Origin of the sequence: Paenibacillus sp. B2(2019) (assembly GCF_008370385.1) — a bacterium.
GTDB lineage: Bacteria > Bacillota > Bacilli > Paenibacillales > Paenibacillaceae > Paenibacillus_AQ.
Genome location: NZ_VTZR01000011.1, coordinates 1 through 23,442, shown reverse-complemented (window position 1 = coordinate 23,442; position 23,442 = coordinate 1). Strand labels below are relative to the sequence as shown.

The window sequence follows — 23,442 nt, the reverse complement described above, 5'->3', positions numbered from 1 at the left end:
TGTGTAGTGTCTAGTCTTTTTATTCTATCATATCGTCCGTAAATTACTTTGCAAATAAAAAGCTTGCTATGGAATCCATTTCATAAATTAGACTGTAGTTGCAAGGGATTACCGGACTAAACCGGCGTAACCTAACGGGCGTGACGGACCGGTACATCTAGTTTCATTTCTAATGTAAAGGTCCGAGGATCGGCTTCATTTAAAATCTACAAAAAACGGTTGTCATCGTTAAAAGATGACAACCGTTTTTTTCTTTGTAGCTATACAGTTTGTGACGCTTTTGGTGCTCTATTGCGCAGCATCTCCCACACAATGAACGCAAGGACAAGCAGCTGAGGCACTAAAGTTTCCCAAGTTGGATACATCCCGAGCCAGCTAATAGAAGGTAATCCATCCTGTACATGTGCGGGTAGTTTCCCTGCGACTTGAAGGGAGTGAATGCTCTCTCCAAGAAAGCGGAATACTAAATAGTAAATAAGAAGTGTAGCTGTACGGAAGAAGGCAGCAATCGGCAATTTCGCACTTAAGGCAATAATTGCGTAACCTACAATTGCTAGAATGACTAGAGCACTACCGATCCCTAGCAGCAATTGAGACACTTTAATGGAAGGGGCCATCCCTACATAAAAAATGGTGGTTTCTGCTCCTTCACGTAAAATCGCAAGCGCTGCTACGGAGGACAAAGACCAGAGATTGCCCTTGGCTAATGCTCCATCCACTTGCCGTCCAACATAGTTGTTCCAATTTGCGGTATTTGATTTGCTATGCAGCCAGCGTCCAATGGTAAGCATCATAATGACGGCTACAAGACCTGTGATGCCTTCAATCATCTCGCGTGCTCCACCAGATGCGGCGCGGGAAATGGTATAGGTGAGTAGAACGGCTAATCCGATACTCGCTACAAGTCCTACAGCTGCGCCAGACCAAATCCACTTCTGTGCTTTTGTGTTGCCATCACGTTTCAGGTAGGCCAGAAGGGCAGACAATACGAGGATCGCCTCCAGTCCTTCACGCAGAAGAATTAGCGCAGCATCCCAAGCGTTATAGGTTGTCTCACCAGCCAAAGGAGTCAGCTCAGTGACCATATTATCCATGATCTTTAAGGCTTGATCTAGCTTAGGTGGATTAGAGAGCAGATAGCCAGTGACTGCTGCACTTTCGTTCTCAATATTGGTATAGACCGCTGGAGATGCGATCTGTACTTGTCCTTCAGCAGAGGGCCAATCTACGATGAATTGCTCCATGATATTAGCTGCTTCTGCGCTGTTGCCTGCTTTGGCGGTGGAAGAAGCTTTGTTGAGATGGCTGATCAGTCCTTCAATAGATGCTGGTTTACCGGAAGTATCCCCAGCATCTATTGCTTTGCCTTCACTGTAATCAGCAAGCAGCTGATATAAGGCTTCTGCTTCTGATTTCGCCGACTCCTCGCGGAGCGGTTCTGCCTGCAGCGCAATGCGCAGCAGGCTGATCTTCGTCTCCAGCAAGCTGTAGACGGCGGAGTTGTCGGCCCGGATGTTGCGCTCTGCCGGCTTCCATCCGCTGACGATGTCGCGGTACGCTGCCGCTGCCGCGCTCCAGTCGGCGCTGCGCACCGCATCCCGCGTGCGCTCCGCCGCGGGCAACAGCTTCGCCGCCGTCTCCTGGCCGGCGGCTCCAGTATCACCGCCGTCCGTGCCGGAGGCGGCGGTGACATACGCATCCACGCTTCTTGCGAGCGTGGACAGTGCCGTTTTGGCGGGCGCACCATCGCCCGCCGCAAGGGCCGCCGCCGCGTCTGCAAGCGCGGCGTCAACAGCGGCAGCCGGACCGGCAAGTGCCGGGTCCGGCGTGTTCGCGTTCGCGGTGCGCCACAGCGCAGCGAACGCTTCTACATCGGCGGCGGCCGCGTCCCAGCGGCTCTGGCCGGCTTCGACGAGCGCGCTGCCGACTGGCGGCAGCAGCTCGTCGACCGAGCCATCACCCTCCGCCCCCGCCGGGTTAGATAGCATCAGTATACATATGATGCTAAACAGAATCAGTACGGCTGCCTTCGATAGCAGCCGTTTATTAAGAGAGTACATCGGGATAATCCCCTTTCAATAATGGACAGGAATATTCGATTGGAAAATTAGGGCAGGCTTAGCCTAAAAGTGTTTCCCCGATGTAGCCGCCTTGGCGAATACCTGGGAAGCAGGCAAATACCGCACTGCCTGTATGCGTCATATATTCGTTTAGCCGATCACTTTTCGAGAGGCGCTGCTGGATCGCAACAAATTGCTTCATTAAATCCCGTTGAAAGCTGATGAATAATAATCCTGCATCGAGTTGACCTGTTGCGATATCTAATCCGCTGGAAATGGAGTAAGAGCGGCGCAGCATTTTGACTGTGCCGTCACCATGCGCTAAGGCTGAATGTGAATCCGGCGGAATGACGGGCTTCCCGGAAGCATCAGCCGCTTTCAGATTCAGATCATCGAATTCATCCTTTGCACCGATAGGTGCTCCGCTATGACGATAACGGCCAAAGGTGGCTTCTTGATCGCTCAGAGAGGAACGGTCCCAGACCTCAATTCGGAAACGTACACGGCGAACTGCCATATAAGTGCCGCCGCTCATCCATGAAGGACCGTCACTGCTGCTGTTCCAGACCACTTCGTTCATTTCTGCATCGTTCGTAGTATCTGGATTTCCTGTGCCGTCTTTAAAACCTAGAAGATTACGCGGCGTCGCTCCCTTAGGATCTGCTGTTCCTGTGCGCTGGAAGCCTTCCTGTGTCCAGCGGAGTACGGCTGTGCCACGGGCGATACGTGCCAGATTTCGGATGGCATGGAAGGCTACCTGCAGATCATCAGCACATGCTTGGACACAAATATCTCCACCACACCACTTAGGATCCAGGTTGTCTCCCGTAAATGCTGGAAGATCGGCTAACAGGGTTGGACGCTTGGAAGATAAACCGAATCTGTTGTCAAAAAAAGAAGGGCCGACGCCAAAGGTAAGCGTACAGCGTGAAGGGTTTAAACCATCCACTTCACCTGTATCGGAGGGTGGGAGATTAGGGTTGTCATTGACGTCGCCAATGAGGCTGCCAGTAGTAAGAGAAGCTGCGGCAGTTGTCCATGCTTGCATTAGCTTTTTTACATCGGATAGCTTCGTTGTGGTCAGATCAAAAGCTGCGAAGTAAATAAAATTTTGCGCAGGGGTTAGAATGCCGGCCTGATGACTCCCGTAAAAAGGAATGGAATCAGCATCGGAGGCTACTGTTGGCTCAGCTACGGCATTGCGCGCAGCCATAATTCCACCAACACCTCCACCACCTAATAATAGACCAAGGCTAGTGGCGCCAGTAAGCCGCAGCATATCGCGGCGGCTTAGTTTTTTATCTAATATAAGATTGCTCTTGGATTCTTCATTGAGAGGGGAACCCTCTGCATTCGCTGGTAAACCGGTAGATCTATTTTGCTTATTCATGATGATCACACTCCTAGAATAGTTCCCATGTTGGACAATGGCTCAGCCAAGGCATCCAAATTCTGACTCAACTTACGCACATCTTCTTCCTTCAGCTCTTCATAGGAAACATATCCATCTCCAGATTTGAAAGGAGCAAGCTCAGCTTGCAAGGCTGCAAACCGTTCACCAATCGTTTTTTCCAGCTCAGCATCTTTTTTCGCCAGTTCTGGCTTTAACAGCTCGTATATCTTTTGGGCGCCTTCAACATTAGCGACGAAATCGTACAGATCCGTGTGGGAGTAACGTTCTTCCTCACCTGTTACTTTAGAAGAAGAAACCTCATTAAGCAGTTCTACAGCACCAGTAACGAGCAGATTGGCATCGATCTCTACGGTCTCTACTTTTGCACGTAGAAGCTGGGCATCTTTCAATAATTGGTCAGCAACTTCGGTCATATCTTTGGTTGTGTTATCCTGCCATAGTGCCTTCTCAAGCTTGTGGAAGCCGCGCCATTCAGCAGCATCTACGTCATTCTCACGGGCATCAATATTCGGATCCAAATCACCAAGTGCTTCTGCAATCGGCTCAATTCGCTCGTAATACATGCGGGCTGGTGCATAAAGTGCCTTTGCATCCTCAATCTTTGCTTCTTTAACTGCGTTCGTGAAATTTTCTGTTTGCTTTACAAATTCATCACATTGCTCGATGACATATGTACGATATTGTTCAACCGCTGATGTAAAGTCGGCAGTAGTTGCTGTAGTAGTATCAGATGTATTTGTTGCCTTGGTACTGTTAGCAGCAGCATTTGCAGAGTTATTATTGCTAGTGTTGCTATTACTGTTATTGTTGTTACTGGCACACCCGGTAAATAGTATGGAGGCTGCAAGTAGACCTGCAGGCACGGCATATGTGAATTTCATTGAATGAAGCACCCCTTTTTTTATATGTAAATGATAATCGTTATCATTTATGCTGGACTTATCATAAGTCCGTATACATTTACTGTCAATATAAAATTGTGATGTATTTCATAGTTATATTTTGCAAGATAAAAAAACTCCCGGGACTGGGAGTTGAGTTTGTAGAAATATATCTAATTACATCCGGGAATTAGCAAGTTAACACTTCGTTTGATTTGATCATTTATTTGCGCGAACGCAGCAGCTATCGGACCTCATAGTCTCTATTGTCCTAAAAAATACCAAATATTGATCTCTTTCTGAGGAATAGCTGCACTGGAGTCCGAAACCTAGCTCAAAAGGCGAAAAATATACTAATAACGTCATCTGGGTCCGTAACCCTCTGAAGGAGATGATGAATACACTGTTGAAGCGGGTAGTCAACGACCAACAACACAAAACAGCGATTCTCCAATAATGGATGAATCGCTGCTATGTGTTGCTTACAGTTTTTATAATTAACCGGGCCGTCTCATTTATAGGAAAAAACTACTTATTCGACATCCCCATTCTGTGTCGTCTTTATTTTATTGTTCATTATGGGATTCATGTTCCGTAGTGGGATGATTTTTGAATACTTCTGCGGCTTCCTCAGCAGAAAATTCCGGTTCGAATTTACCGACTAGTGGCAATTTGTTTAATTTCGTAGTTTGTACCTCTGCCTTAGTAGGTTGATTATTTTTCGAGTTGCTCATACTTACACCTCCTTTTAATAAGAAACAACAAGTTGTAGTTTGCCCTGTAAGGAGATGATTCTATCCAAGAGATTTCAAGTTTTGCGGGTGAATGTCCTTACTAAAGCGGTGTAATAAGCTTCGGATGGTTAAGCCCATTTTGTAGTTATGACAGCACCATTAACTTCATCAATACATAATATGTTTTGACTGTATCCCTTTACCTTGTTATACCAAACAAACCCAGGGCAAGGAGGGGTGACACCATTGAAGGGGAACGAACACCACAGCAAATTTCTGTTGACTCATCGTGAGCGCGAAGTTTTCGAGCTTCTCGTGCAGGACAAAACGACTCGTGATATCGCTGGTTTATTATTTATCAGCGAAAAAACAGTTCGGAACCACATCTCCAATGTAATGCAAAAACTAAACGTTAAAGGCCGTTCACAAGCGGTTGTCGAGCTGATCAAGCTTGGGGAGCTGAAAATATAGCTGGCCATGTCTTCGGAAGTGACGCGTTTAAGCCTTCTCCACCTCTAGGGGTGAGGGAAGGTTTTTTGTAGTGTCCGGAATATTAAATTTGACTACATTTTATGGATTGACGGATATTGGGAATGGTTGTAAAATCATGTTAAAGTTAAAACCTTTAAACTTTTAAAATCAATTTGATACTTTCGATAAAGGTGAAACTGACATTAAATGATCGATTTCCAGTCAGGGTGTAGTTGTGGCGAGAAGAGTTAGTCCTTTTTTATTTCCCTAAAAGTTATAACGTTTAAACTATTGAACTTGGAGGCATAGAAGCTTAGATGAACATTCATGATGTAGCCAAAAGGTCGGGGCTCTCTGTAGTGACCGTATCCAGAGTTCTTAACAATTCACCTTCTGTACGTGAAGGCAATAGGCGGAAAGTGCTGAGTGCTATGGAGGAATTAAATTATCAGCCCAATTCGGCGGCGCGGAGTCTCGTGCGCGGCAAGACGGGAGTCATCGGTATGTCGATTACCAACTTTAACGACTCTTTCTATGACCGCGTGATTCGCGTGGTGAACCGGAAGCTGGCAGAACAAGGTTACTTCTTGGCCCTGTCCATAGCCGAGAATGAGGATGAAGGCGTTAACTTCCTGTTTCAGAAGGACCGCGTTGACGGGATTATCCTGTTATCTCCGCTTGAGGAAAAAGAATATGTGGAGGAGCTGAAAAGAAAAAATATTCCGTTTGTCTTGCTGGATAACCAGCTCCAGCATGAGGATGTTCCCAGTGTCGTCGTCGATAACTATCAAGGGGGGTATGAAGCTACCAAGCACTTGATTGGTCTTGGACACACCCAGATCGCCTATATCGGTGGCCCTTCGGTATTCCTGAGTGTAGCGGAGCGCAAGCGGGGTTATGTACAGGCGCTGGATGAAGCGGGACTAACGCCTTTCGGCACGGAATATTGCGGATTTACGGTAAGTAGCGGTTATGAGGTGGCCAAGAGATGGATCCGTGAAGATAAGCTGCCGACAGCCATTTTTTCAGGAGACGATTTTATTGCTTTAGGTGTTGTTCAAGCCCTGCGTGAGGAGGGGATTCTGGTACCTCAGGATATCTCAGTGGTTGGCTTTGATGATCAGCAGTTCGTAGGTGAATTTTATCCCCGATTGACGACAGTCAGACAGCCTGAGGCGCAAATGGGCAGCATTGGTGTTGATTTGCTGATGAAATTAATCAATGGGGAGGTGATGCCAGCTGTTGTAACGAAGCTCGCTCCTCAGCTTCTCGTGCGTGAATCCACCGCATCTGTAAGGTTAACCTAAATATTAGGAGTGAAACGAACTGTGAAGTACTTTTTGGGAGTCGATGCAGGGGGCAGCAAAACTTATGCAATGATTGCAAATGAACAGGGAACGGTCATCGGTGTAGGCAAGGGAGGGAACGGGAATCATCAAAACAATCGTGAGCAGGCGGAGAACAGTTTGCAACAGGCTGTATCGGGAGCGATTATTGCGTCGGGGCTGACAAAGGATCAGATGGAGTATTCCTGGTTCGGTCTGGCTGGAGCGGACAGAGAATCCGATTTTCGAATTTTACGACCAATCATCAGCAGACTTGGCCTTCCCCGAACTGAGATTTCCTGCGATACCTGGATTGCCTTGCGATCAGGTACAGAGAGTAATTATGGGATCGTGCTGATCTGCGGCTCGGGAGTGAACTGCGCCGGTAAAAATCCGCGAGGCGTTACATACCAATGTGGTGGATTTGGATATCGGTTCGGTGATTACGGCGGCGGCTATGATCTAAGTATTGAGGTATTCCGTAGCGTTCTTCGGGCGGATGATGGAAGAGAGAAAGAGACTGTCATAAGCGAACGCTTAATTCATTTGCTGGGCTATTCCAGTGTTTCGGAGTTAAGGGAGGATTACCTGGATCATTCCAGAGACTTGCCTCCCCAGATTGCTGAGCTGCTGTTTCAAGCGGCAGATGAAGGAGACCAGGTTGCCATCGGACTGCTAACCAAGCAAGGGGATGAGCTCGGTTTGGCAGCGGTATCGACAATCCGCCATTTGGCTATGGTGGAGGATTCCTTTGACATCGTACTTGCAGGCAGCCTATTGACCAAGGGGGATCGCTCAGGCATCATCCGGCGGGCTATTGAACAGAGAGTGAAGCATTCGGCTCCAAATGGCACTTTAAGGATTCTAACCCGGGAACCGGTTGTAGGCGCGGTCGTTTTGGCAATGGAAAGCAGCGGTGTGCGTGTGAATCAGGAGGTTCTTGATCGTCTATCACTGGGTAAGGAGGGGCTATTATTATGAAGGAGACTTTGAAGCTCGTTGTCATCGGAGCGGGTTCATCATATACGCCTGAGCTTATTGAAGGCATCATCATGCATCATAAAGAGCTTCCCGTCCGCGAAGTATGGCTGGTGGATATTGAGGCGGGAAGGGAGAAGCTGCATACGATTGCGGAATTAAGCAAGCGTATGATTGCTGAGTCCGGACTGCCGATTACCGTGACCCAGACGCTTGAGCGCAGGGAGGCCATCGCCGGAGCAGACTTTATCTGCACTCAAATCCGGGTTGGTATGCTGGAAGCGCGAAAATGGGACGAATTAATTCCGCTTCAATACGATGTCATCGGTCAGGAGACGACGGGTCCCGGAGGGATGATGAAAGGCCTGCGGACCATTCCGGTTATTCTGGATATTTGCAAGGACATCGAGGAGCTAGCTCCGGATGCCTGGTTGCTGAATTTTACGAATCCGGCCGGTATGGTAACTGAAGCTGTTCACAAATATTCATCGGTAAAAAGCGTAGGCCTGTGCAACTCACCGATCGGTTTTCAAAAGTGGCTCTCTGAGTTCTTCGGACTTCCTATGGAGAAGATCTACGCGGAGTTTGTCGGCATCAACCATCTGCACTGGGTATCCGATATCGTAATTGACGGTAAAAGCAAGCTACAGGAGCTCATTGATTACCCCCAGAACTACAAGGCGAGTAATGTGCCGTTTGATTCCTGGGACCACCGGTTTCTGAATGCTTTGAAAGCCATCCCTTCTTATTACCTGAGCTATTACTACATGACGGACGCGATGCTTGCGGAACAGAAGGAAGCAGCAGCAACGACCGGATCGCGCGCTGAGGTAGTGAAGAAGGTGGAGGAAGAGCTGTTTGAGCTGTACCGGAACGTAGAGCTAAAGGAGAAGCCAAAGCAGCTGGAGCAGCGTGGTGGAGCCTATTACTCGGAGGCGGCAGTGCTGCTGATGCGCTCCATTTATAATGACTCCCGTGATATCCAGACGTTGAATGTAAGGAATAACGGAATGATTGACTTCTTGCCGGACGATGCCTCCATTGAGGTGAACTGTTTGGTAACCAAACAAGGTCCGCTGCCGATTCCGCTGCGCAAAATTCCGCAGCCCGTCAAAGGCCTGCTGGCCGCGGTCAAGCAATACGAGAGCCTCACCATCGAGGCGGCTGTGCATGGAGACCGGGATATGGCCCTGCAGGCTATGGTTCATCATCCGCTCGTGCCTTCGGTCACCGTAGCTGAACAGCTGCTGGATGAAATGCTGGAGAAGAACAAAGCGTTTTTGCCGTTGTTTCACTAGAATCGTCCAGAGGAGGAAAAACGGATGAACACGGCCGAGAAACCAAGTAGATGGAAGAAATTCACCAGTCAATTGGATTTACAGTCCATGGTTTGGCCGGGAATTATCTTTGTATTCATTTTTAGCTACATTCCGATGTATGGCGTGGTTATGGCGTTCCAGCAATACGATATTTTTGGCGGCATTATGAAGAGCCCCTGGGTTGGATTTATGCATTTCAGAATGTTCTTCGAGGCGCCGGAGTTCTGGAATGTGATGCGAAATACCATTGTGATTAGTTTGCTTAAATTGATTATCTCTTTTCCAGCACCGATTCTTCTTGCACTGATGCTGAATGAGATCGGTAATATGGGCTTTAAACGCGTTATCCAGACCGTCAGCTATTTACCGTATTTCCTGTCCTGGGTTATTGTATCCGGTTTTGTATTTTCGTTGTTATCTGTTGACAACGGAACGGTGAACTATGTGCTGGAGCGATTCAATCTGGTAGGGGAGCCAGTTAACTTCCTGGCATTACCCAAATACTTCTGGTCTATTCTAGTAAGTGTAAATGTGTGGAAGGAGGTCGGATTTGGGAGCATTGTCTATCTGGCCGCGATTGCAGGCATTGATCCGACTTTATATGAAGCCGCTTCCATAGACGGAGCAAGCCGATTTAAGCAAATTCACTTGATTACACTCCCCAGTATTACCCCCATTATCATCATCTTTATGATTCTTGCCATCGGCAGTCTGCTTAGTGCGGGCTTCGAGGACATTTTGCTGCTTGCAACCAATCCAATCCTGCGACCCTACTCCGATGTTATCGACACCTATGTGTACCGTGTGGGGATATTAAATGCCAGATTCTCTTATGCGACAGCGGTAGGGCTTTTCAAAGCGGTGATCAGTGTCATTCTGCTGGTGATGGCCAACAAAATCGCGCGCCGGGCAGATGTTAGTCTCTGGTAGGTACTACTACTCATAGCGAATGCTTCCGATGCAAGTTTTATTGGGATGTATCTACTGTAAGTAATGCTCCATAAACCTTTTAGGAGAGGTGAACAATGAGACTAAGCCTAGGCGACAAAATCATGCAGCGGACTATTTATATCCTTTTGACGCTGCTGGCGCTACTTATGCTGTACCCATTTTGGAACGCGCTGGTCATTTCCTTTAATCTAGGGAGCGATACGGCGCTCGGCGGTGTAACCTTGTTGCCGAGAGCATTTACCCTGGAAAATTATTATATTGTGTTTCAGGATCATCGCCTGCTGAATTCTTTTCTGATCACCATTCTTAGAACGCTCGGCGGCACGGCATTGTCCGTCTTCTTCACGGCCCTGTTAGCTTACGGAATGTCCAAGAAAACATTGCTTTTTCGAAAACAATATATGGTGTTCTTCATGATTACGATGTTCTTCAGTGGAGGGCTCATCCCTAGTTATTTACTAGTTCGCTCTTTGGGTATGCTGGACACCTTTTGGGTTCTGATTATCCCCGGCATCATCAGCGTCTGGAACATGATTGTCATCCGCACCTTTTTCAACGCTTTGCCGGATGGGTTGGAGGAATCGGCCAAAATCGACGGTTGCAGTAACTACGGCATTTTCTTCCGAATCGTTATTCCCGTCTCCGGCCCGGTGCTGGCCACGATTGCTTTATTTACTGCGGTCGGTTACTGGAACGACTGGTTTACGGGAGCGATCTATATTACGAAAGACGAACTGCTTCCTATACAGACCCTGCTGCGGCAGGTTATGAACTCCAACATTATGACCCAAATTGGTTCATCGAATGCCATCGCGCTGGATCATATGAACCGAAATCGGACGATTACTACGAAGTCACTGACCATGGCTACGATGATGATCGCTACTATTCCGATTATCCTGACGTACCCTTTTCTCCAAAAGTACTTTGTTAAGGGCGTAATGATCGGTTCATTGAAAGAATAGCAGTCTCCATATTATGTAGAAAGAAGGGAAAAGAATGGGCAATCGTATGAAATGGGTATCGCTTCTGCTGACTTCGCTGGTGCTTCTTCTCGCTGCCTGTAGCGGAGGGGGGAATTCTAACACTTCACCAAACACAAGCGAGAAAAATCTGAATACCGAGGTCACCACTGATGACGGCAGCGGGATTAAGCCCGTCACCTTCAGCTTTTATGGAAATTACGACTGGCTTACGACTTCACCATGGGGGGATAATGAGGCGACAAAATGGATTCAGGAGAACCGTAAGGTTAATGTTGAACCGATTCAATCGGGAGGTGCGGCCGGAGAAAAACTCAACACGATGATCGTCGGTGGTGATTTACCGGATGTCATTTTTACTGACCGGGGATCCTCAGTGGAACGGCTGGTGCAGGCAGGGCAACTTATTGCGCTGGATGATTACTATGACAAGTATCCGAACTTCAAAAAATATGTGAAGGAATCCACCCTGAATTTGCTCCGTTCAGATGACGGAAAAATCTATCAAATCCCCAACTGGTATACATCCGGGCAATTCGGCAACGGAGGATGGATGGTGAATAAAGATATTTATAATGAGCTCGGCAGACCGGCGCTGGAGACCTTTGATGATTTGTATCAATATTTACGCTTGGTGCAAGAGAAGTATCCGGATGTTGTACCTCTGGAGGTTGGCGAGAAGGGGGCAGGTCTGGAAATTATGTATGGCGGTTTTAAGGAGAACTCCACCAGTAAGTTCATTTCACTCATGGGATACCCGGAAGGCGATAAGCTGTCATCTATCTTGGACGATCCCGCTTACGAGGAGATGGTGCTGTATATCAATAAGCTGTATCGTGAACGGCTGATTACGCAGGATGCACTGCAGCAAACCCAGGACGCGGTCAAAGAAAAGGTCAATACCAGCCGGGTAGCGGTCATGGTCGAATCCAATATCACTACGTATGGAGCCGAGGGACACCGTGCACTGACTGCGAACAATCCGGACAGCGGTTATGAAATTATTTGGCCGATTCATAAAGCCGGACTAGACAAAACACAAGTATTTGTAAGCGGTTTCGAGACGCTGGGTTGGAACGTCAGTGTCATTACAAAAAAGGCCAAGGATCCGGAGGCCATTTTCGCTTACTTTGACTGGATTACGGGTCCGGAGGGACAGAAGGTGCTTTTCTTCGGTCCTAAAGGCTTGTACTGGGATGAGGAGGACGCAGACGGAGCACCAATTCCGAACGAGAAATACAAGACGACTCCTGCTAACGAGCGTACCGAAACGATGAGAAAATTCGAGGACTTTAACTGGGCGGGTAATACGACCTTTATTGATACGGCGAAAATGAGCTTAGAGGCGCTGCTTTCCGCGAACCAGAAATCATGGGAGACAGTGGCGCAGTCCACGGTGACCTGGAAAACCGCGCTGGACATTACGGAATTTGTGAATACCGATCCGCTTCCGGATACGGAGATTGGCATCATCGCACAGAATGTAGGGGATATTTATACCCTTGCTTACGCACAAATGGTTCAGGCGAAGTCTGATGAAGAGGTATTGTCGGCACTGGAGACAGCCAAAAAGAACACTCAAAAAGCGGGGCTGGATAAGCTGCTTGAGTTCAGAACCGAAAAATGGCAGGAGAATGTCAAGAAAATCAACGCGACGAAATAAGACTTTTATAAAATCTTATACTTGTGGAGGCGATATTATGGCATTTGCTCTGAGATCGAGATGCATAGCAATGTTAAGCTTCGTATTGGTTTCTTCGATAGTAGGTGGTTCCATGCCGGCTAAGGCCGATGAGGAGAGTAATCCCCCTTTTGAAACGGAAGTTATTGTACGGACCGTAAACCAGTTTAAGAACACGGCGGATGTCCATAATTTCATCCAGCTGTCCACAAGCTACGGTGTCGATGTCATCAGCATGAACGTGAAGCAGGATGAAGATGATGAGGTTCCGTCTGGAAGTGTATTTTATCAGAGTGATATCGCTCCGATCGCGCAAGGCTACGAGAATTTCGATGCCCTGCAGGCTGTCATTACAGCAGCCCATGCTGCAGGAATTAAGGTTCATGCCTGGATTCCCCAGTTCCATGATCAGCAAGCCTTCCTTGCTCACGATGAATGGCAGATGCAAGCGCTGGTTAACGGGGTTCAGACTCCGTTCACAGGTTCTAACGGCAACGAATACTTCGTCAATCCGATTCACCACGAAGTGCAGCAGTATGAGCGTTCCATCATTCAGGAAGTGATCGAGAATTATGCTGTTGACGGTGTTGTGCTAGACTGGATCCGCTTCGACAATTACAACATGGACGTCAGTGATTACACGGTTGCGAAGTACCAGGCTCAGTTTGGGTATTCCCCGCTCAGCATTGACTTCGATACGGATTCGCCTCAGCGTGAGCAGTGGAATGAATGGAGAACTGAACAAATTGGACAGTATGTAGGCGATATTCGTGAGGATATTTCCGAATCCTCAAATCCGGATGTGCAGCTCGGTGTGTATATTTTGCCGCCGGAATTTACAGAGGTTGGACAGAATGTAGCCAAATTCAAAGATGATATCGACTTTGTCGCACCGATGGCGTACTTTGATGACTGGGAGTTCAATAGTGATTGGGTATACAGCACTTCCTACGGCATCCTGAAGGATACGAGCGACCGGATCAGTGGTAGTGACGTGGAGATTGTAGCCACACTGGATAATGACTGGACAGATGATCAATATCAGGAGATTTACAAGGGAATCCGCGAGAATTATCCAGGTGTGAAGCGTCTGTCGTTCTTTGCTTACGGGGCCTGGCCAGCAGATGAGCTAGCTAATATCAAAGAACGTGAAACCTGGCCGACGCCAGGCTGGACGCCTCCGGTAGAACAAGACTATCCGGCTCAATTACCAGCAGGATGGAAGGCACGAAATATCGGTTCCATGCCGGGGAACGTTACCTACAATTCATCCAATAAGCAATATACACTCAGCAGCAGCTCTACGGATATTTGGGGAAATGGAGATCAACTGAATTATATATACCAATCCGTGAGCGGCAATGCGGAGATTATTGTTAAAGTGCAGTCCACTAGCCGATTGGACGGCTGGGCCAAGGCCGGCATTATGATTCGGGAGTCGCTGGGTCATAATTCGAAGCACGCAGATATGATGCTTACCCCCGAGAATGGGGCAACCTTCCAGTATCGTGCAGAGACCGCGGGCAATATGGTCGACCATACTGCGGCTGCCTCGGCTCCAAGATGGCTAAAGCTGACCAGAAGCGGAAATACCTTCAAAGGGGCTATTTCGACGAACGGGAATAACTGGCAGACGGTTGGAACTGTTCAGATCCCGATGAATCGCAAGGTGTATATTGGCATAGCGCTCAGCAATCCGGGGGATGATTCGAGAAATAAGGCCGTATTTGGAAATGTGAAAATTACGGATTAAGTCTAATACAATTACAACTATACATCATCATTCGCTTTATTTTCTATGGGCAAAGCAAAGATATCAGAGGCTTGATTTGTATTTAGACCTCCTGGAAAGCACCCGAAGCCTGGGGATTTGCTGTCAGGGAGAGAAAGAACGGATACCGGCTGACTTTGGAATCTGAGGATGTAATATAATCGGCAGAACACAGTGCAAAGCAGATTGGGTTAGAAGACATTCATCTCCGAAATACGGGTGAATGTCTTCTTTCTTTGCTCATAGTGTTCTGAAAATGTCATTTATCGTGTAATACAAAGCATTAAGTTCTTCCATATAAACTGTTTTTATTTTGGTTTTATCAGGATTGTCACTTATCATTTCCATAAAGACATCCGGATCATTAATGATACCATTAAGACTTGCGCGCTTTAACAATTCTGCATCGGAAATATCATCCTTAAACGACAGTCTTAAGATTTCCATAGTGTCGTTTACTATACCTTTGAAATTCTCTTCTTCCCCAAAGAAAGTTGCAATCTTATTCAAAAAGTCTGCATATTTATCTGGTATTTTTGAATTTTCTGAAAAAAATATCATTTATATCTTCTCCCTATATTAATCGAATTTTTAAATAGTTTTAAGTAATTGGCCAGTCTGAAATCATCTAATTATAGTCAGAAACATTATAATTGGATTTGGAACAATTGGCGGTTAAAAATGATACAGTAGTACTGTTTACACAGATTAAGTGAGTACGATATATCGGAAATTCTAACTTGTTTCATAGAGTTAAGTTATAGTTGACCAATTCGAAAGCGGCGGAGGCTGGGGATGCTAAAGACAGTATCAGTTATTTTTAATGAGCGACCAAAAAGGTGGGGATTAAGAGGGGATCCATATCTTTGGGATGAGCTAGAGAGGTACTTTCAGGAAGTGAATTATCCATGTACAGGTGAGGAGTTTGCAGAGATATTCAAATACGCATTTGAGGAATTAACAGGAAGTAGCTTAGGTGATTTAGATAAACAAATCTATTGTGAGAAATACAGTCATGGTGGTATGTCCAGTGGGCATGTTTGTCTGGAGTTTTGGATTGAAGTAGCGATTCCATTGCTAATTGAACGATTGGAGGGATTAGCAATTTAAATTGGTGAACAATCGGATGCATCTCACCTTCCCCCCACCACCAATGTAATGTAAAAACTAAACGATAAAGGCCGTTCACAGGTGGTTATGGAGCCGAAAATATAGCTGGCCATGTCTTCAGAAGTGACGCGTTTAAACCTTCTTCACCTTTAGGGGTGGGAAGGTTTTTTGTTGTTTATGCATATTTGCTAAAATAACATTCAATTGATAATCATTCTCAATACATATATAATTAATCCAAAGTAAGGGGAAGTAGGGATGAGCATGAAGCGTAGCGATGGTCTGAATGAAGCGGAAACGATTGATGCCCATAAGACGCTTAGATGCGAAGGGTTTAGTATTACTTACCAGTTGGACGGAAGCCACTTTGAGATAAAACCACCGGTCGAGTTAGGGGAGGGCAGCTGCCGGAGCCTGCTTACTCAGCGTTATCTTCAGATGACGGATTTTGATCTCCAATTTAATCGGGATATCGAAGCGAAGGGCGAGTTTAGAACACCTCGTACGGAGCTGATATTCTGTATGGGACATGGAATTGAATGGGGGACCTCGCTGAAGCAGGACTATTTTGCCATAGATACAGGAGAAAGTGTGTTGCTTCACGGCGGAGTAAGAAGTGAAAATTGTATATACCTTAGCGGAGCGGGCTACAGATTCCTCAGCATAGATATGAGTCCGGCACAATTTGAGCGGATGACCAGCGGACTGACCGAGGATACACGGCTCCAAGCCGGAGGAGGAGCTGGGTTGTTTTTTGGCAAAAACGCTATCACACCATCTATCCGACTGATTCTGTCTCAAATTGCGGATTGTTCCTATAGTCAGGGTATGCGGGAACTCTATCTGGAGGGGAAAATGCTGGAGCTAATGGCTGTCTATCTCAATGAATCTTTATTTGAAGCTGATCGGATTTCCCACACAGTCAAGCTATCTAGAGATGATATGGAGAGCCTGCGACTAGCCAAGGAAATTCTGCAACGTGATTATTTACATCCACCGACGCTAGCAGGGCTCTCTCGCATTATTTGCCTCAATGAGTTCAAATTGAAGAAGGGCTTTAAGGAAATATTCGGTTATACTGTCCATGCCTATGTGATCGAACAACGGATGCAAAGGGCACAGCAGCTGCTAGAACATGGAAATATGACGGTAAGTGAAGCAGCATCCAGAGTCGGATACGTGAATGTCAGCCATTTCTCAGCAGCCTTTCGTAAAAAATTCGGTGTGCGTCCTGGAGAGTATCTGATCAGTGGTAGACAGCGTTCTTTAGGAACAAGGATGTAAGCTCGCATCGAAAACAGATGCTCCTGATTTGGTTGATTATAATCCCGGAAACGGTAGCAACCAGGAAGAGCGTTCCTATACACTAGTTCACAGAGAATCATTCTCAGTGCACTTTTTTTGTGCGTAATTATAAAGAGTGGGGGAACAGCTGTGAGTAAAACCAAAAATGGCATGTCGAGACTGTTGGAGATTGCCGGAGAGAAGCGAGGCCTGCTGATCCTGTCTGGTGTATTGTCATCTGTCAGCGCCGTGCTAATGCTGGTACCATTTTTGTCAGTTTATTTCATCTTGGCCGAGCTACTGCGGCATGCAGCATCTCCTGGACAGGTTGACGGTGATGCAATGATCCGCTGGGGATGGATTGCACTCGGCGGCTTGGTTGGAGGGTTGGTGACCTCATATTGCGGTATTATGTGTTCGCATATTGCGGCTTTTCGTATTCAGTATAATCTGCGTGTGCGAATGACCGAACATCTAGGCAGATTGCCGCTCGGCTTCCTGAATGGAACTTCGACCGGCGCAGTGAAGAAGACGCTGGAACAGAATGTCGACAAGGTGGAAAATTTCGTAGCACATCAGCTCCCAGATTTGGTCAGCGCGCTGGCGTCTACGGTGCTGATGATTGTGGCGATGTTCTGGCTGAGTCCGCCGTTAGCTGTTGCCTGTCTTCTGCCGATCCTCATAGGAATGGTTGTGCAGTCAGCACTTATGATGAGCGGTAAGGGAAAAACCAGTGTGAAGCAGTATCATGATTCTTTGGAGCAGATCAATGCTTCGGCGGTGCAGTATGTACGGGGGATGCCAGCGGTGAAGGTGTTCGGGCAGACGGTGCATTCCTTCCGAAAGTTCTACAGTGATATGACCAGATACCGTGATTATTGTCTGGAGTTTACGGACCGTTATCAGTCAGGTTATGTTCTGTTCAAAACATTGCTGGCCTCCTCGTTTACCTTTATTTTACCGGTGGGTGTCTTTATGCTAAGCGGTCAGCCGAATTCCATGTCCTTTGCGCTTGTGTTGCTGTTCTTTCTAATTATGGCACCAGGCGTATCATCTCCGCTCTATAAGCTACTTATGCTGGCTTCGAGCACTCGGGATATCGGCGAAGGCGTAGAGCGGATGGATCGTCTTTTGGCACAGCAGCCTGTACCAGAAATAGCAAAGCCGCTATCACCGCAAGTTTTCGACGTTGAATTTATGGACGTAACCTTCTCCTACAGTGAAGAAGAGGGGGCTGCGGCTGCGCTCAGCGAGGTCTCTTTCCGGGCAGAACAAGGGAAGGTTACAGCGTTGGTTGGACCGTCAGGTTCAGGTAAATCGACGGTGGCCAGCTTGGTGCCGCGGTTCTGGGATCCGCAGGAGGGTGTGATCCGTATCGGTGGAGTGGATATCCGTCATATGGCGATTCATGAACTGATGAATACAGTTGCCTTTGTATTTCAGGAGACCTTCCTGTTCTATGACACTTTGTATGAGAATATTGCCGTCGGCAAACCGGGAGCCACGCTGGATGAAGTCCAGGCTGCAGCAAGAGCTGCGCAATGCGACGAGTTCATCTCTCGGCTTCCGCAGGGATACGATACCTTAATTGGTGAAGGTGGCGTCTATCTCTCCGGTGGTGAAGAGCAGCGTATTGCGGTAGCCAGGGCTATCCTCAAAAATGCACCGGTACTTGTACTCGACGAAGCGACTGCTTTTGCCGACCCGGAAAATGAGCATCACATGCAGCTGGCACTAACGGAGCTTATGCGCGGGAAGACGGTAATTGTTATTGCTCACAGACTCTCCTCTATTCGTGAAGCCGCACAAATTCTGGTACTGCGAGATGGGCAAATCGTGGAGCGCGGAGATCACGATCGTTTGATTGATCTCGATGGACTTTACACTCAAATGTGGCATGCCTACAGTGACGCTGGAGATTGGCATTTGGAAAAAGGAGGGGAACAGCTATGAAGGTATTGCACAATATTACTGCTGGCAAACCGCAGCAGCTGCTGAAGCCTGTACTTTTTTCCTTACTGGCTAACATAGTTAGTGTGCTTCCGTTTGCGCTTGTAATTGAGGCGGTGCGGTTGATTTTTGCTCCTTATATTACGGTGGGTGCAGAGCTTCAGATAGAACGGCTTTGGTGGATTTGCGCGGGACTAGCCGCTGTTATGGTGCTGATGTTCCTGAGTGAGATCCCCGCATACCGCACTGCATACCGCGGGGCTTACAATGTTGCGGCACAGGGACGGGCGGAATTAGCAGAACATCTGCGTAAGCTTCCGCTAGGCTACCTGACGCGCCGGGATCCTGGTGATTTGGCCAATATGATGATGGGCGATTTCACGCTGGTTGAGACAGGAATTTCACATCTGCTGCCACAGCTTGCAGGGGCTTTTGTACTGCCGATATTCGCACTTGCGGGTTTACTATTCCTCGACTGGCGGATGGCGCTTTCCATGTTCGTGGCACTGCCGGTTGCCCTCCTAATTATGTACCTGTCAGGCAGACTGCGGCGCAGATTAGGGACGAATCATATGAAAGCGAAACTGAACGCCGCGAATCGGCTACAGGAGTATTTGAATGGTATTCGGGTGATGAAAGCCTACAACCTGACGGGAGAACGCTTTGTCCGTCTGGATAGCTCTTTTCGAACTTTGATGAAGGAAAGTGTGAAGCTTGAAGGGATATTCGGACCGGTCATTCTAACGGCTATGGCTCTTCTTCGTGCGGGTCTGACCTTAATGGTATACGTAGGTGTGCATCTATTGTTAGGCGGGGAGCTCGGTATTTTGCAGCTGGCGGTATTCCTTATTGTCGGCACACGCATCTATGATCCACTGACGACGGCGCTCGCCAACTATGCTGAATTCCGGTACAACGAACAAGCGGGTGAACGCATCGTAGACCTGCTTCGCCAGCCGGTAATGACAGGGACTACAGCTCCACTTCCCGATAGCAGTACCATTCGCTTTGACAATGTTACCTTCAGCTATGGAGGTGAGCCTGTTCTCAAACAATTAAGCATAGAAATGCCGCAAGGTTCATTGACTGCAATCGTGGGTCCCTCCGGCAGCGGAAAGAGTACAGTGCTGCGTTTGATCTCGCGTTTCTATGATCCTGACGAGGGAAGTGTTCTGCTAGGCGGACGCAATATTAAAGATATTGATCCAGAACATTTGCTAGGGTCTGTGTCGGTTGTGTTTCAGGATGTGTACCTGTTCCAAGATACCATTGGAAACAACATTGCCTTTGGGCGGCCGGGCGCGTCGCAGCAGGATATTCAACAAGCAGCAGAAATGGCCCGTTGCCATGATTTCATTTTGAAATTACCGCTAGGTTATGACACGCCGGTAGGCGAGGGTGGCAGTACGCTTTCCGGAGGGGAGAAGCAGCGGATCTCCATTGCTCGTGCGATTCTTAAGAACGCTCCTATTGTATTGCTGGATGAGGCTACTGCATCGCTTGACCCGCAGAATGAAGCCGAAATCCAGAAGGGAATTGATGCGCTGATTACGGGCAGAACCGTTATTGTTATCGCGCATCGGCTGAAAACCATACGAGGTGCAGACAACATTATTGTGCTGGAAGATGGCCGACTGGTGGAGCAGGGACGACATGAAGCTTTACTACTACGAGGCGGATTGTACGACCGTCTCTGGAAGTTGCAGCAGCAATCCGTCGGATTCCGCATCACGTCATAGGGAACGTCATTCACGCTTTTAGGAGGGCAAACGTATGGCTATCACAAAGGATGAATCTAACTGGCCGATTATAAGCCTAAGTCTGGGAGAAAATTTTGATCAGGAAACGGTAGAGGAATATACCACTTATTGGGAAGAATTGCTCTCCCGTCAATCCCCCTTTGGTCTGATCATGCTGCATTCTTCAGAGAAAAACGCACGTCCGGAGCGTGCAGTCACACAGCTGTATATGAACTGGTGCAAGAGGAACAAACATGAAATCGCTCAATATTGCTCAGGCATCGCGGTTGTAATGCAGAACGCCAAATTGCTCGCTCTTTACAAGCCGGTTACGGCAGTGTCTACTAAAAGAACCTACGGCTGTCCCGGAGGCGCCTTCGCGAAAGAGGTTGAGGCTATAAAATGGCTGGAGGAGCTACTGGCTCAAGCATTATCGGGTGCGAAAATTTAATATAGTCGGCTATATCTTCGAAGCGGCAAGTTTAAGCCCTCTTCACCCTTTAGGGTGGAGAGGGCTTTTTCAACGAGTTTCGTTATTTTCCTCTATGCTAAGCGACCGGGAGCGTCAGATTTGATCTATTAAAATTGGTTTGACTAGTCACCTATCATTTGACAATGATAATGGTTATCGTTTACGATTTTGGCTTGTATAGGGATTTGCAGCTGCAAAGGATTAGCATGCTATTGGAATTGGGAGGATTAACAGTGAATTGGGAAGAATACATCCAGATATGGGACACTTCATGGATTCAACTGGTGGATATTCGCCAACATGTGATACGTAGACAGAGTAAGCAGCAACATATACTCCCAGCTAGTTGTTTTATATTTGTCGTGCGAGGGCAAGGTGCGATCTGGTTGGATGGTAATCGGCATTCATTAGAACGATTCTTTGTCTTACATGCGGGAAAAGGAAGTAGCATCAAGTTCGAGGTTGGACATGAGGATGTCACTTACTATTACATTTTATATAGAGGTACTATTTCTACTAAAGCTAGTAAAACAATATTGAAATCCTATCATATAAATAACCCTTTTCATCTGCAATACGCATGTAAACCTATTTCTCCGGTTGTTTTATATCGTCATGCGGAATCGATGTATGAGGAATGGAATCGCAGACCGGCTATGGAACGGTTCCAAGCGAAAATCCATTTCTATCAGTTCGTATATACACTTGTACAGCAGTTACAGCTTCAAGGAGTTGCCCCCAAAGAAATAGATTTAGTGGAACAGATCATTCAATACATTCACAAACATTATTATGAACCTATCTCACTTGAATCTATGGCAGAAGTTTGGAATTATAGCATTCAATATTTATCGAGGCAGTTCAAACGCCGGACAGGGAGAAGTCCCATTGAATATGTAATTCAGACGAGGATGGCTAAAGCGAAGGAATTACTGATTCAAACCGATGCCACCGTACAGGAAATTGCTGTAAACGTAGGTTATAGTGATGTCTTTTATTTTACCCGTCTGTTTAAGAAGCAGGTTGGGACGACGCCAGTTCAATACAAAAATAAGGTGAAGACAGGTTTGAGCGTTTCAGATAGTCCATGGCAAGAGTTCTTATCCTCCATGGGCAAATATTCTTCTGCTTGTTATATTGATGATGATAATCATTATCAATTAAAACTTGAAGGGGATAAACAGATGTTAAAGGGGATCGAAACGAAAAAAGGATTAATGTTAATGCTTGTGCTTACACTGTTACTTGCAGCTTGCGGAAATGGGAACACTAGCCGTAATAGCAATGCGGGAGCAGAACCAACACAAAGTAAACCTTCCAATCAGGCCATTGAAAAAACGGGTTTGCGGAAAATAGCAACGGTCATGGGGGATGTTAATGTTCCAGCCAATCCCCAACGTGTTGTAGTTGATTGGGATTTGGGGCCAGTCTTGGCCGTTGGGGTAACACCGGTTGGAGCATCAAATACCCAACTGGAGTATTCTCAGTTTCTCAAACCTTTCTTAGATGAGACGGTACAAGATATAGGGGCAGAAGGAAGTATTTCTTTTGAGAAAGTATTAGAGCTAGCGCCAGACGTCATCATAACCTGGAATAAAGATGCTTATAGTAACTATTCTAAGATCGCACCGACCGTATTATTTGATACAAGTAAATACGCAACGATTCAAGAAGAGATTACAGCTATGGGAGAAATCCTTGATCGAGAAGAAGAGGCTAAACAGTTTGTGGCAGATTTCGAAAAACGTAAAATAGCTGCCCGCGAAAAAATTAATAATGTAATTGCAAAAGATGCAACTATTTCTATCGTAGATTATATCACGGTAGAGAAATTTTTAATGGTCATTGGTAATCAGGGTGAGAGAGGCGGTAGAGCTACTTACGATATTTTGGGTCTGAATCCCGCTCCAAAAGTTCAAAGTGAAATAATTGATAAGGAAATGAGCCGTGTTGAAGTTTCTTGGGAAACGGTAAATGATTATGTAGGTGACTATGTTATTGTCCTTACAGTAAAGGACAAAGAACCGCCTAAGTTGCCAGCAACATGGAAGATGTTGGATGCAGTCAAAAACAATCGAGTGATTGAGATTGATATGGAAAAATATTTTGCAGCAGATTCGTACTCCTCCTTGTTACAAGCTGAAGATATTGCCGACAAATTATCGAAGCTGGCTTCATCTAAATAACCTTATTGAAATTGAATCTAACTGAAGTCATTTAAATAAAAAGACGAAGCCAGAATTAAACTGTACCCTATGTAAAGGACATTTAAAAAAAGTCTAGGCAGATTGAAGAAGATGATCTCTGTATTGAACAGGG

19 protein-coding genes are annotated in these 23,442 nt (G+C 46.8%); 14 read left to right on the top strand and 5 right to left on the bottom strand.

Features of this window, described 5'->3' with window-relative positions; translation table 11 throughout:
- Positions 1–260 precede the first annotated feature (260 nt).
- From PAENI_RS08485 to PAENI_RS31780, 4 genes are all read right to left on the bottom strand, one after another.
- Entirely contained in the window at positions 261–2,060 is a 1,800-nt protein-coding gene (locus PAENI_RS08485; RefSeq protein ID WP_149644963.1) for an FTR1 family iron permease, read from the bottom strand.
- 58 nt (positions 2,061–2,118) lie between these two features.
- Positions 2,119–3,450 carry an iron uptake transporter deferrochelatase/peroxidase subunit gene (gene efeB, locus PAENI_RS08480; protein WP_149644962.1) on the bottom strand — a complete coding sequence of 444 codons (1,332 nt, stop codon included), beginning with the start codon at positions 3,448–3,450 and terminating at the stop codon, positions 2,119–2,121.
- Positions 3,451–3,455: 5 nt separating this feature from the next.
- A complete protein-coding gene (gene efeO / locus PAENI_RS08475) occupies positions 3,456–4,355 on the bottom strand; it encodes an iron uptake system protein EfeO (protein WP_094872648.1) in 900 nt (299 codons plus the stop codon).
- 566 nt (positions 4,356–4,921) lie between these two features.
- On the bottom strand, positions 4,922–5,089 hold the full coding sequence (locus PAENI_RS31780; protein ID WP_179085837.1) for a hypothetical protein: 168 nt from the start codon (positions 5,087–5,089) through the stop codon (positions 4,922–4,924).
- 246 nt (positions 5,090–5,335) lie between these two features.
- On the opposite strand from PAENI_RS31780, the gene PAENI_RS08470 reads away from it, so the two are divergent.
- The 8 genes from PAENI_RS08470 (at position 5,336) to PAENI_RS08435 (ending at position 14,550) form a co-directional block, all read left to right on the top strand.
- Positions 5,336–5,560 carry a helix-turn-helix domain-containing protein gene (locus tag PAENI_RS08470; RefSeq protein WP_019908812.1) on the top strand — a complete coding sequence of 75 codons (225 nt, stop codon included), beginning with the start codon at positions 5,336–5,338 and terminating at the stop codon, positions 5,558–5,560.
- 317 nt (positions 5,561–5,877) lie between these two features.
- Positions 5,878–6,867: a LacI family DNA-binding transcriptional regulator gene (locus PAENI_RS08465; protein WP_149644961.1), complete on the top strand. Its 990-nt coding sequence runs from the start codon at positions 5,878–5,880 to the stop codon at positions 6,865–6,867.
- Between the two features lie 21 nt (positions 6,868–6,888).
- Positions 6,889–7,866 (top strand): N-acetylglucosamine kinase, encoded by a 978-nt coding sequence (locus PAENI_RS08460; RefSeq protein WP_149644960.1) that lies wholly within the window; start codon positions 6,889–6,891, stop codon positions 7,864–7,866.
- Positions 7,863–9,161: a 6-phospho-beta-glucosidase gene (locus tag PAENI_RS08455; protein ID WP_149644959.1), complete on the top strand. Its 1,299-nt coding sequence runs from the start codon at positions 7,863–7,865 to the stop codon at positions 9,159–9,161. Before PAENI_RS08460 ends, PAENI_RS08455 begins: the two co-directional genes overlap by 4 nt.
- A gap of 24 nt (positions 9,162–9,185) precedes the next feature.
- Entirely contained in the window at positions 9,186–10,112 is a 927-nt protein-coding gene (locus PAENI_RS08450; protein WP_042191444.1) for an ABC transporter permease, read from the top strand.
- A 95-nt stretch (positions 10,113–10,207) separates the two neighbouring features.
- Positions 10,208–11,098, top strand: a complete 891-nt coding sequence (locus PAENI_RS08445) for a carbohydrate ABC transporter permease (protein ID WP_076285991.1) — start codon at positions 10,208–10,210, stop codon at positions 11,096–11,098.
- A gap of 34 nt (positions 11,099–11,132) precedes the next feature.
- Positions 11,133–12,779 carry an extracellular solute-binding protein gene (locus tag PAENI_RS08440; protein ID WP_149644958.1) on the top strand — a complete coding sequence of 549 codons (1,647 nt, stop codon included), beginning with the start codon at positions 11,133–11,135 and terminating at the stop codon, positions 12,777–12,779.
- Between the two features lie 37 nt (positions 12,780–12,816).
- Entirely contained in the window at positions 12,817–14,550 is a 1,734-nt protein-coding gene (locus PAENI_RS08435; RefSeq protein WP_188114507.1) for a family 10 glycosylhydrolase, read from the top strand.
- Between the two features lie 258 nt (positions 14,551–14,808).
- Here PAENI_RS08435 and PAENI_RS08430 read toward each other — a convergent pair whose 3' ends face one another.
- Entirely contained in the window at positions 14,809–15,129 is a 321-nt protein-coding gene (locus PAENI_RS08430) for a hypothetical protein (protein ID WP_042191436.1), read from the bottom strand.
- A 234-nt stretch (positions 15,130–15,363) separates the two neighbouring features.
- On the opposite strand from PAENI_RS08430, the gene PAENI_RS08425 reads away from it, so the two are divergent.
- The 6 genes from PAENI_RS08425 (at position 15,364) to PAENI_RS08400 (ending at position 23,309) form a co-directional block, all read left to right on the top strand.
- Complete coding sequence (locus PAENI_RS08425; RefSeq protein ID WP_042191434.1) at positions 15,364–15,678, top strand: hypothetical protein; 315 nt, start codon at positions 15,364–15,366, stop codon at positions 15,676–15,678.
- A gap of 258 nt (positions 15,679–15,936) precedes the next feature.
- Entirely contained in the window at positions 15,937–16,962 is a 1,026-nt protein-coding gene (locus PAENI_RS08420) for a helix-turn-helix transcriptional regulator (RefSeq protein ID WP_149644956.1), read from the top strand.
- 171 nt (positions 16,963–17,133) lie between these two features.
- Positions 17,134–18,915, top strand: a complete 1,782-nt coding sequence (locus PAENI_RS08415; RefSeq protein WP_149645073.1) for an ABC transporter ATP-binding protein — start codon at positions 17,134–17,136, stop codon at positions 18,913–18,915.
- Entirely contained in the window at positions 18,912–20,651 is a 1,740-nt protein-coding gene (locus PAENI_RS08410; protein ID WP_149644955.1) for an ABC transporter ATP-binding protein, read from the top strand. The genes PAENI_RS08415 and PAENI_RS08410 overlap by 4 nt, the downstream gene beginning before the upstream one ends.
- A gap of 34 nt (positions 20,652–20,685) precedes the next feature.
- Positions 20,686–21,102 carry a hypothetical protein gene (locus PAENI_RS08405; protein WP_149644954.1) on the top strand — a complete coding sequence of 139 codons (417 nt, stop codon included), beginning with the start codon at positions 20,686–20,688 and terminating at the stop codon, positions 21,100–21,102.
- 254 nt (positions 21,103–21,356) lie between these two features.
- Positions 21,357–23,309 (top strand): AraC family transcriptional regulator, encoded by a 1,953-nt coding sequence (locus PAENI_RS08400; protein WP_188114506.1) that lies wholly within the window; start codon positions 21,357–21,359, stop codon positions 23,307–23,309.
- Positions 23,310–23,442: the final 133 nt, after the last annotated feature.

Bases quoted from the DNA above. Each gene is read 5' to 3' on its own strand.
- PAENI_RS08485 (WP_149644963.1), bottom strand. From the start codon at position 2,060: ATGTACTCTCTTAATAAACGGCTGCTATCGAAGGCAGCCGTACTGATT.
- efeB (WP_149644962.1), bottom strand. From the start codon at position 3,450: ATGAATAAGCAAAATAGATCTACCGGTTTACCAGCGAATGCAGAGGGT.
- efeO (WP_094872648.1), bottom strand. From the start codon at position 4,355: ATGAAATTCACATATGCCGTGCCTGCAGGTCTACTTGCAGCCTCCATA.
- PAENI_RS31780 (WP_179085837.1), bottom strand. From the start codon at position 5,089: ATGAGCAACTCGAAAAATAATCAACCTACTAAGGCAGAGGTACAAACT.
- PAENI_RS08465 (WP_149644961.1), top strand. From the start codon at position 5,878: ATGAACATTCATGATGTAGCCAAAAGGTCGGGGCTCTCTGTAGTGACC.
- PAENI_RS08455 (WP_149644959.1), top strand. From the start codon at position 7,863: ATGAAGGAGACTTTGAAGCTCGTTGTCATCGGAGCGGGTTCATCATAT.
- PAENI_RS08450 (WP_042191444.1), top strand. From the start codon at position 9,186: ATGAACACGGCCGAGAAACCAAGTAGATGGAAGAAATTCACCAGTCAA.
- PAENI_RS08445 (WP_076285991.1), top strand. From the start codon at position 10,208: ATGAGACTAAGCCTAGGCGACAAAATCATGCAGCGGACTATTTATATC.
- PAENI_RS08440 (WP_149644958.1), top strand. From the start codon at position 11,133: ATGGGCAATCGTATGAAATGGGTATCGCTTCTGCTGACTTCGCTGGTG.
- PAENI_RS08435 (WP_188114507.1), top strand. From the start codon at position 12,817: ATGGCATTTGCTCTGAGATCGAGATGCATAGCAATGTTAAGCTTCGTA.
- PAENI_RS08430 (WP_042191436.1), bottom strand. From the start codon at position 15,129: ATGATATTTTTTTCAGAAAATTCAAAAATACCAGATAAATATGCAGAC.
- PAENI_RS08425 (WP_042191434.1), top strand. From the start codon at position 15,364: ATGCTAAAGACAGTATCAGTTATTTTTAATGAGCGACCAAAAAGGTGG.
- PAENI_RS08420 (WP_149644956.1), top strand. From the start codon at position 15,937: ATGAGCATGAAGCGTAGCGATGGTCTGAATGAAGCGGAAACGATTGAT.
- PAENI_RS08415 (WP_149645073.1), top strand. From the start codon at position 17,134: ATGTCGAGACTGTTGGAGATTGCCGGAGAGAAGCGAGGCCTGCTGATC.
- PAENI_RS08410 (WP_149644955.1), top strand. From the start codon at position 18,912: ATGAAGGTATTGCACAATATTACTGCTGGCAAACCGCAGCAGCTGCTG.
- PAENI_RS08405 (WP_149644954.1), top strand. From the start codon at position 20,686: ATGGCTATCACAAAGGATGAATCTAACTGGCCGATTATAAGCCTAAGT.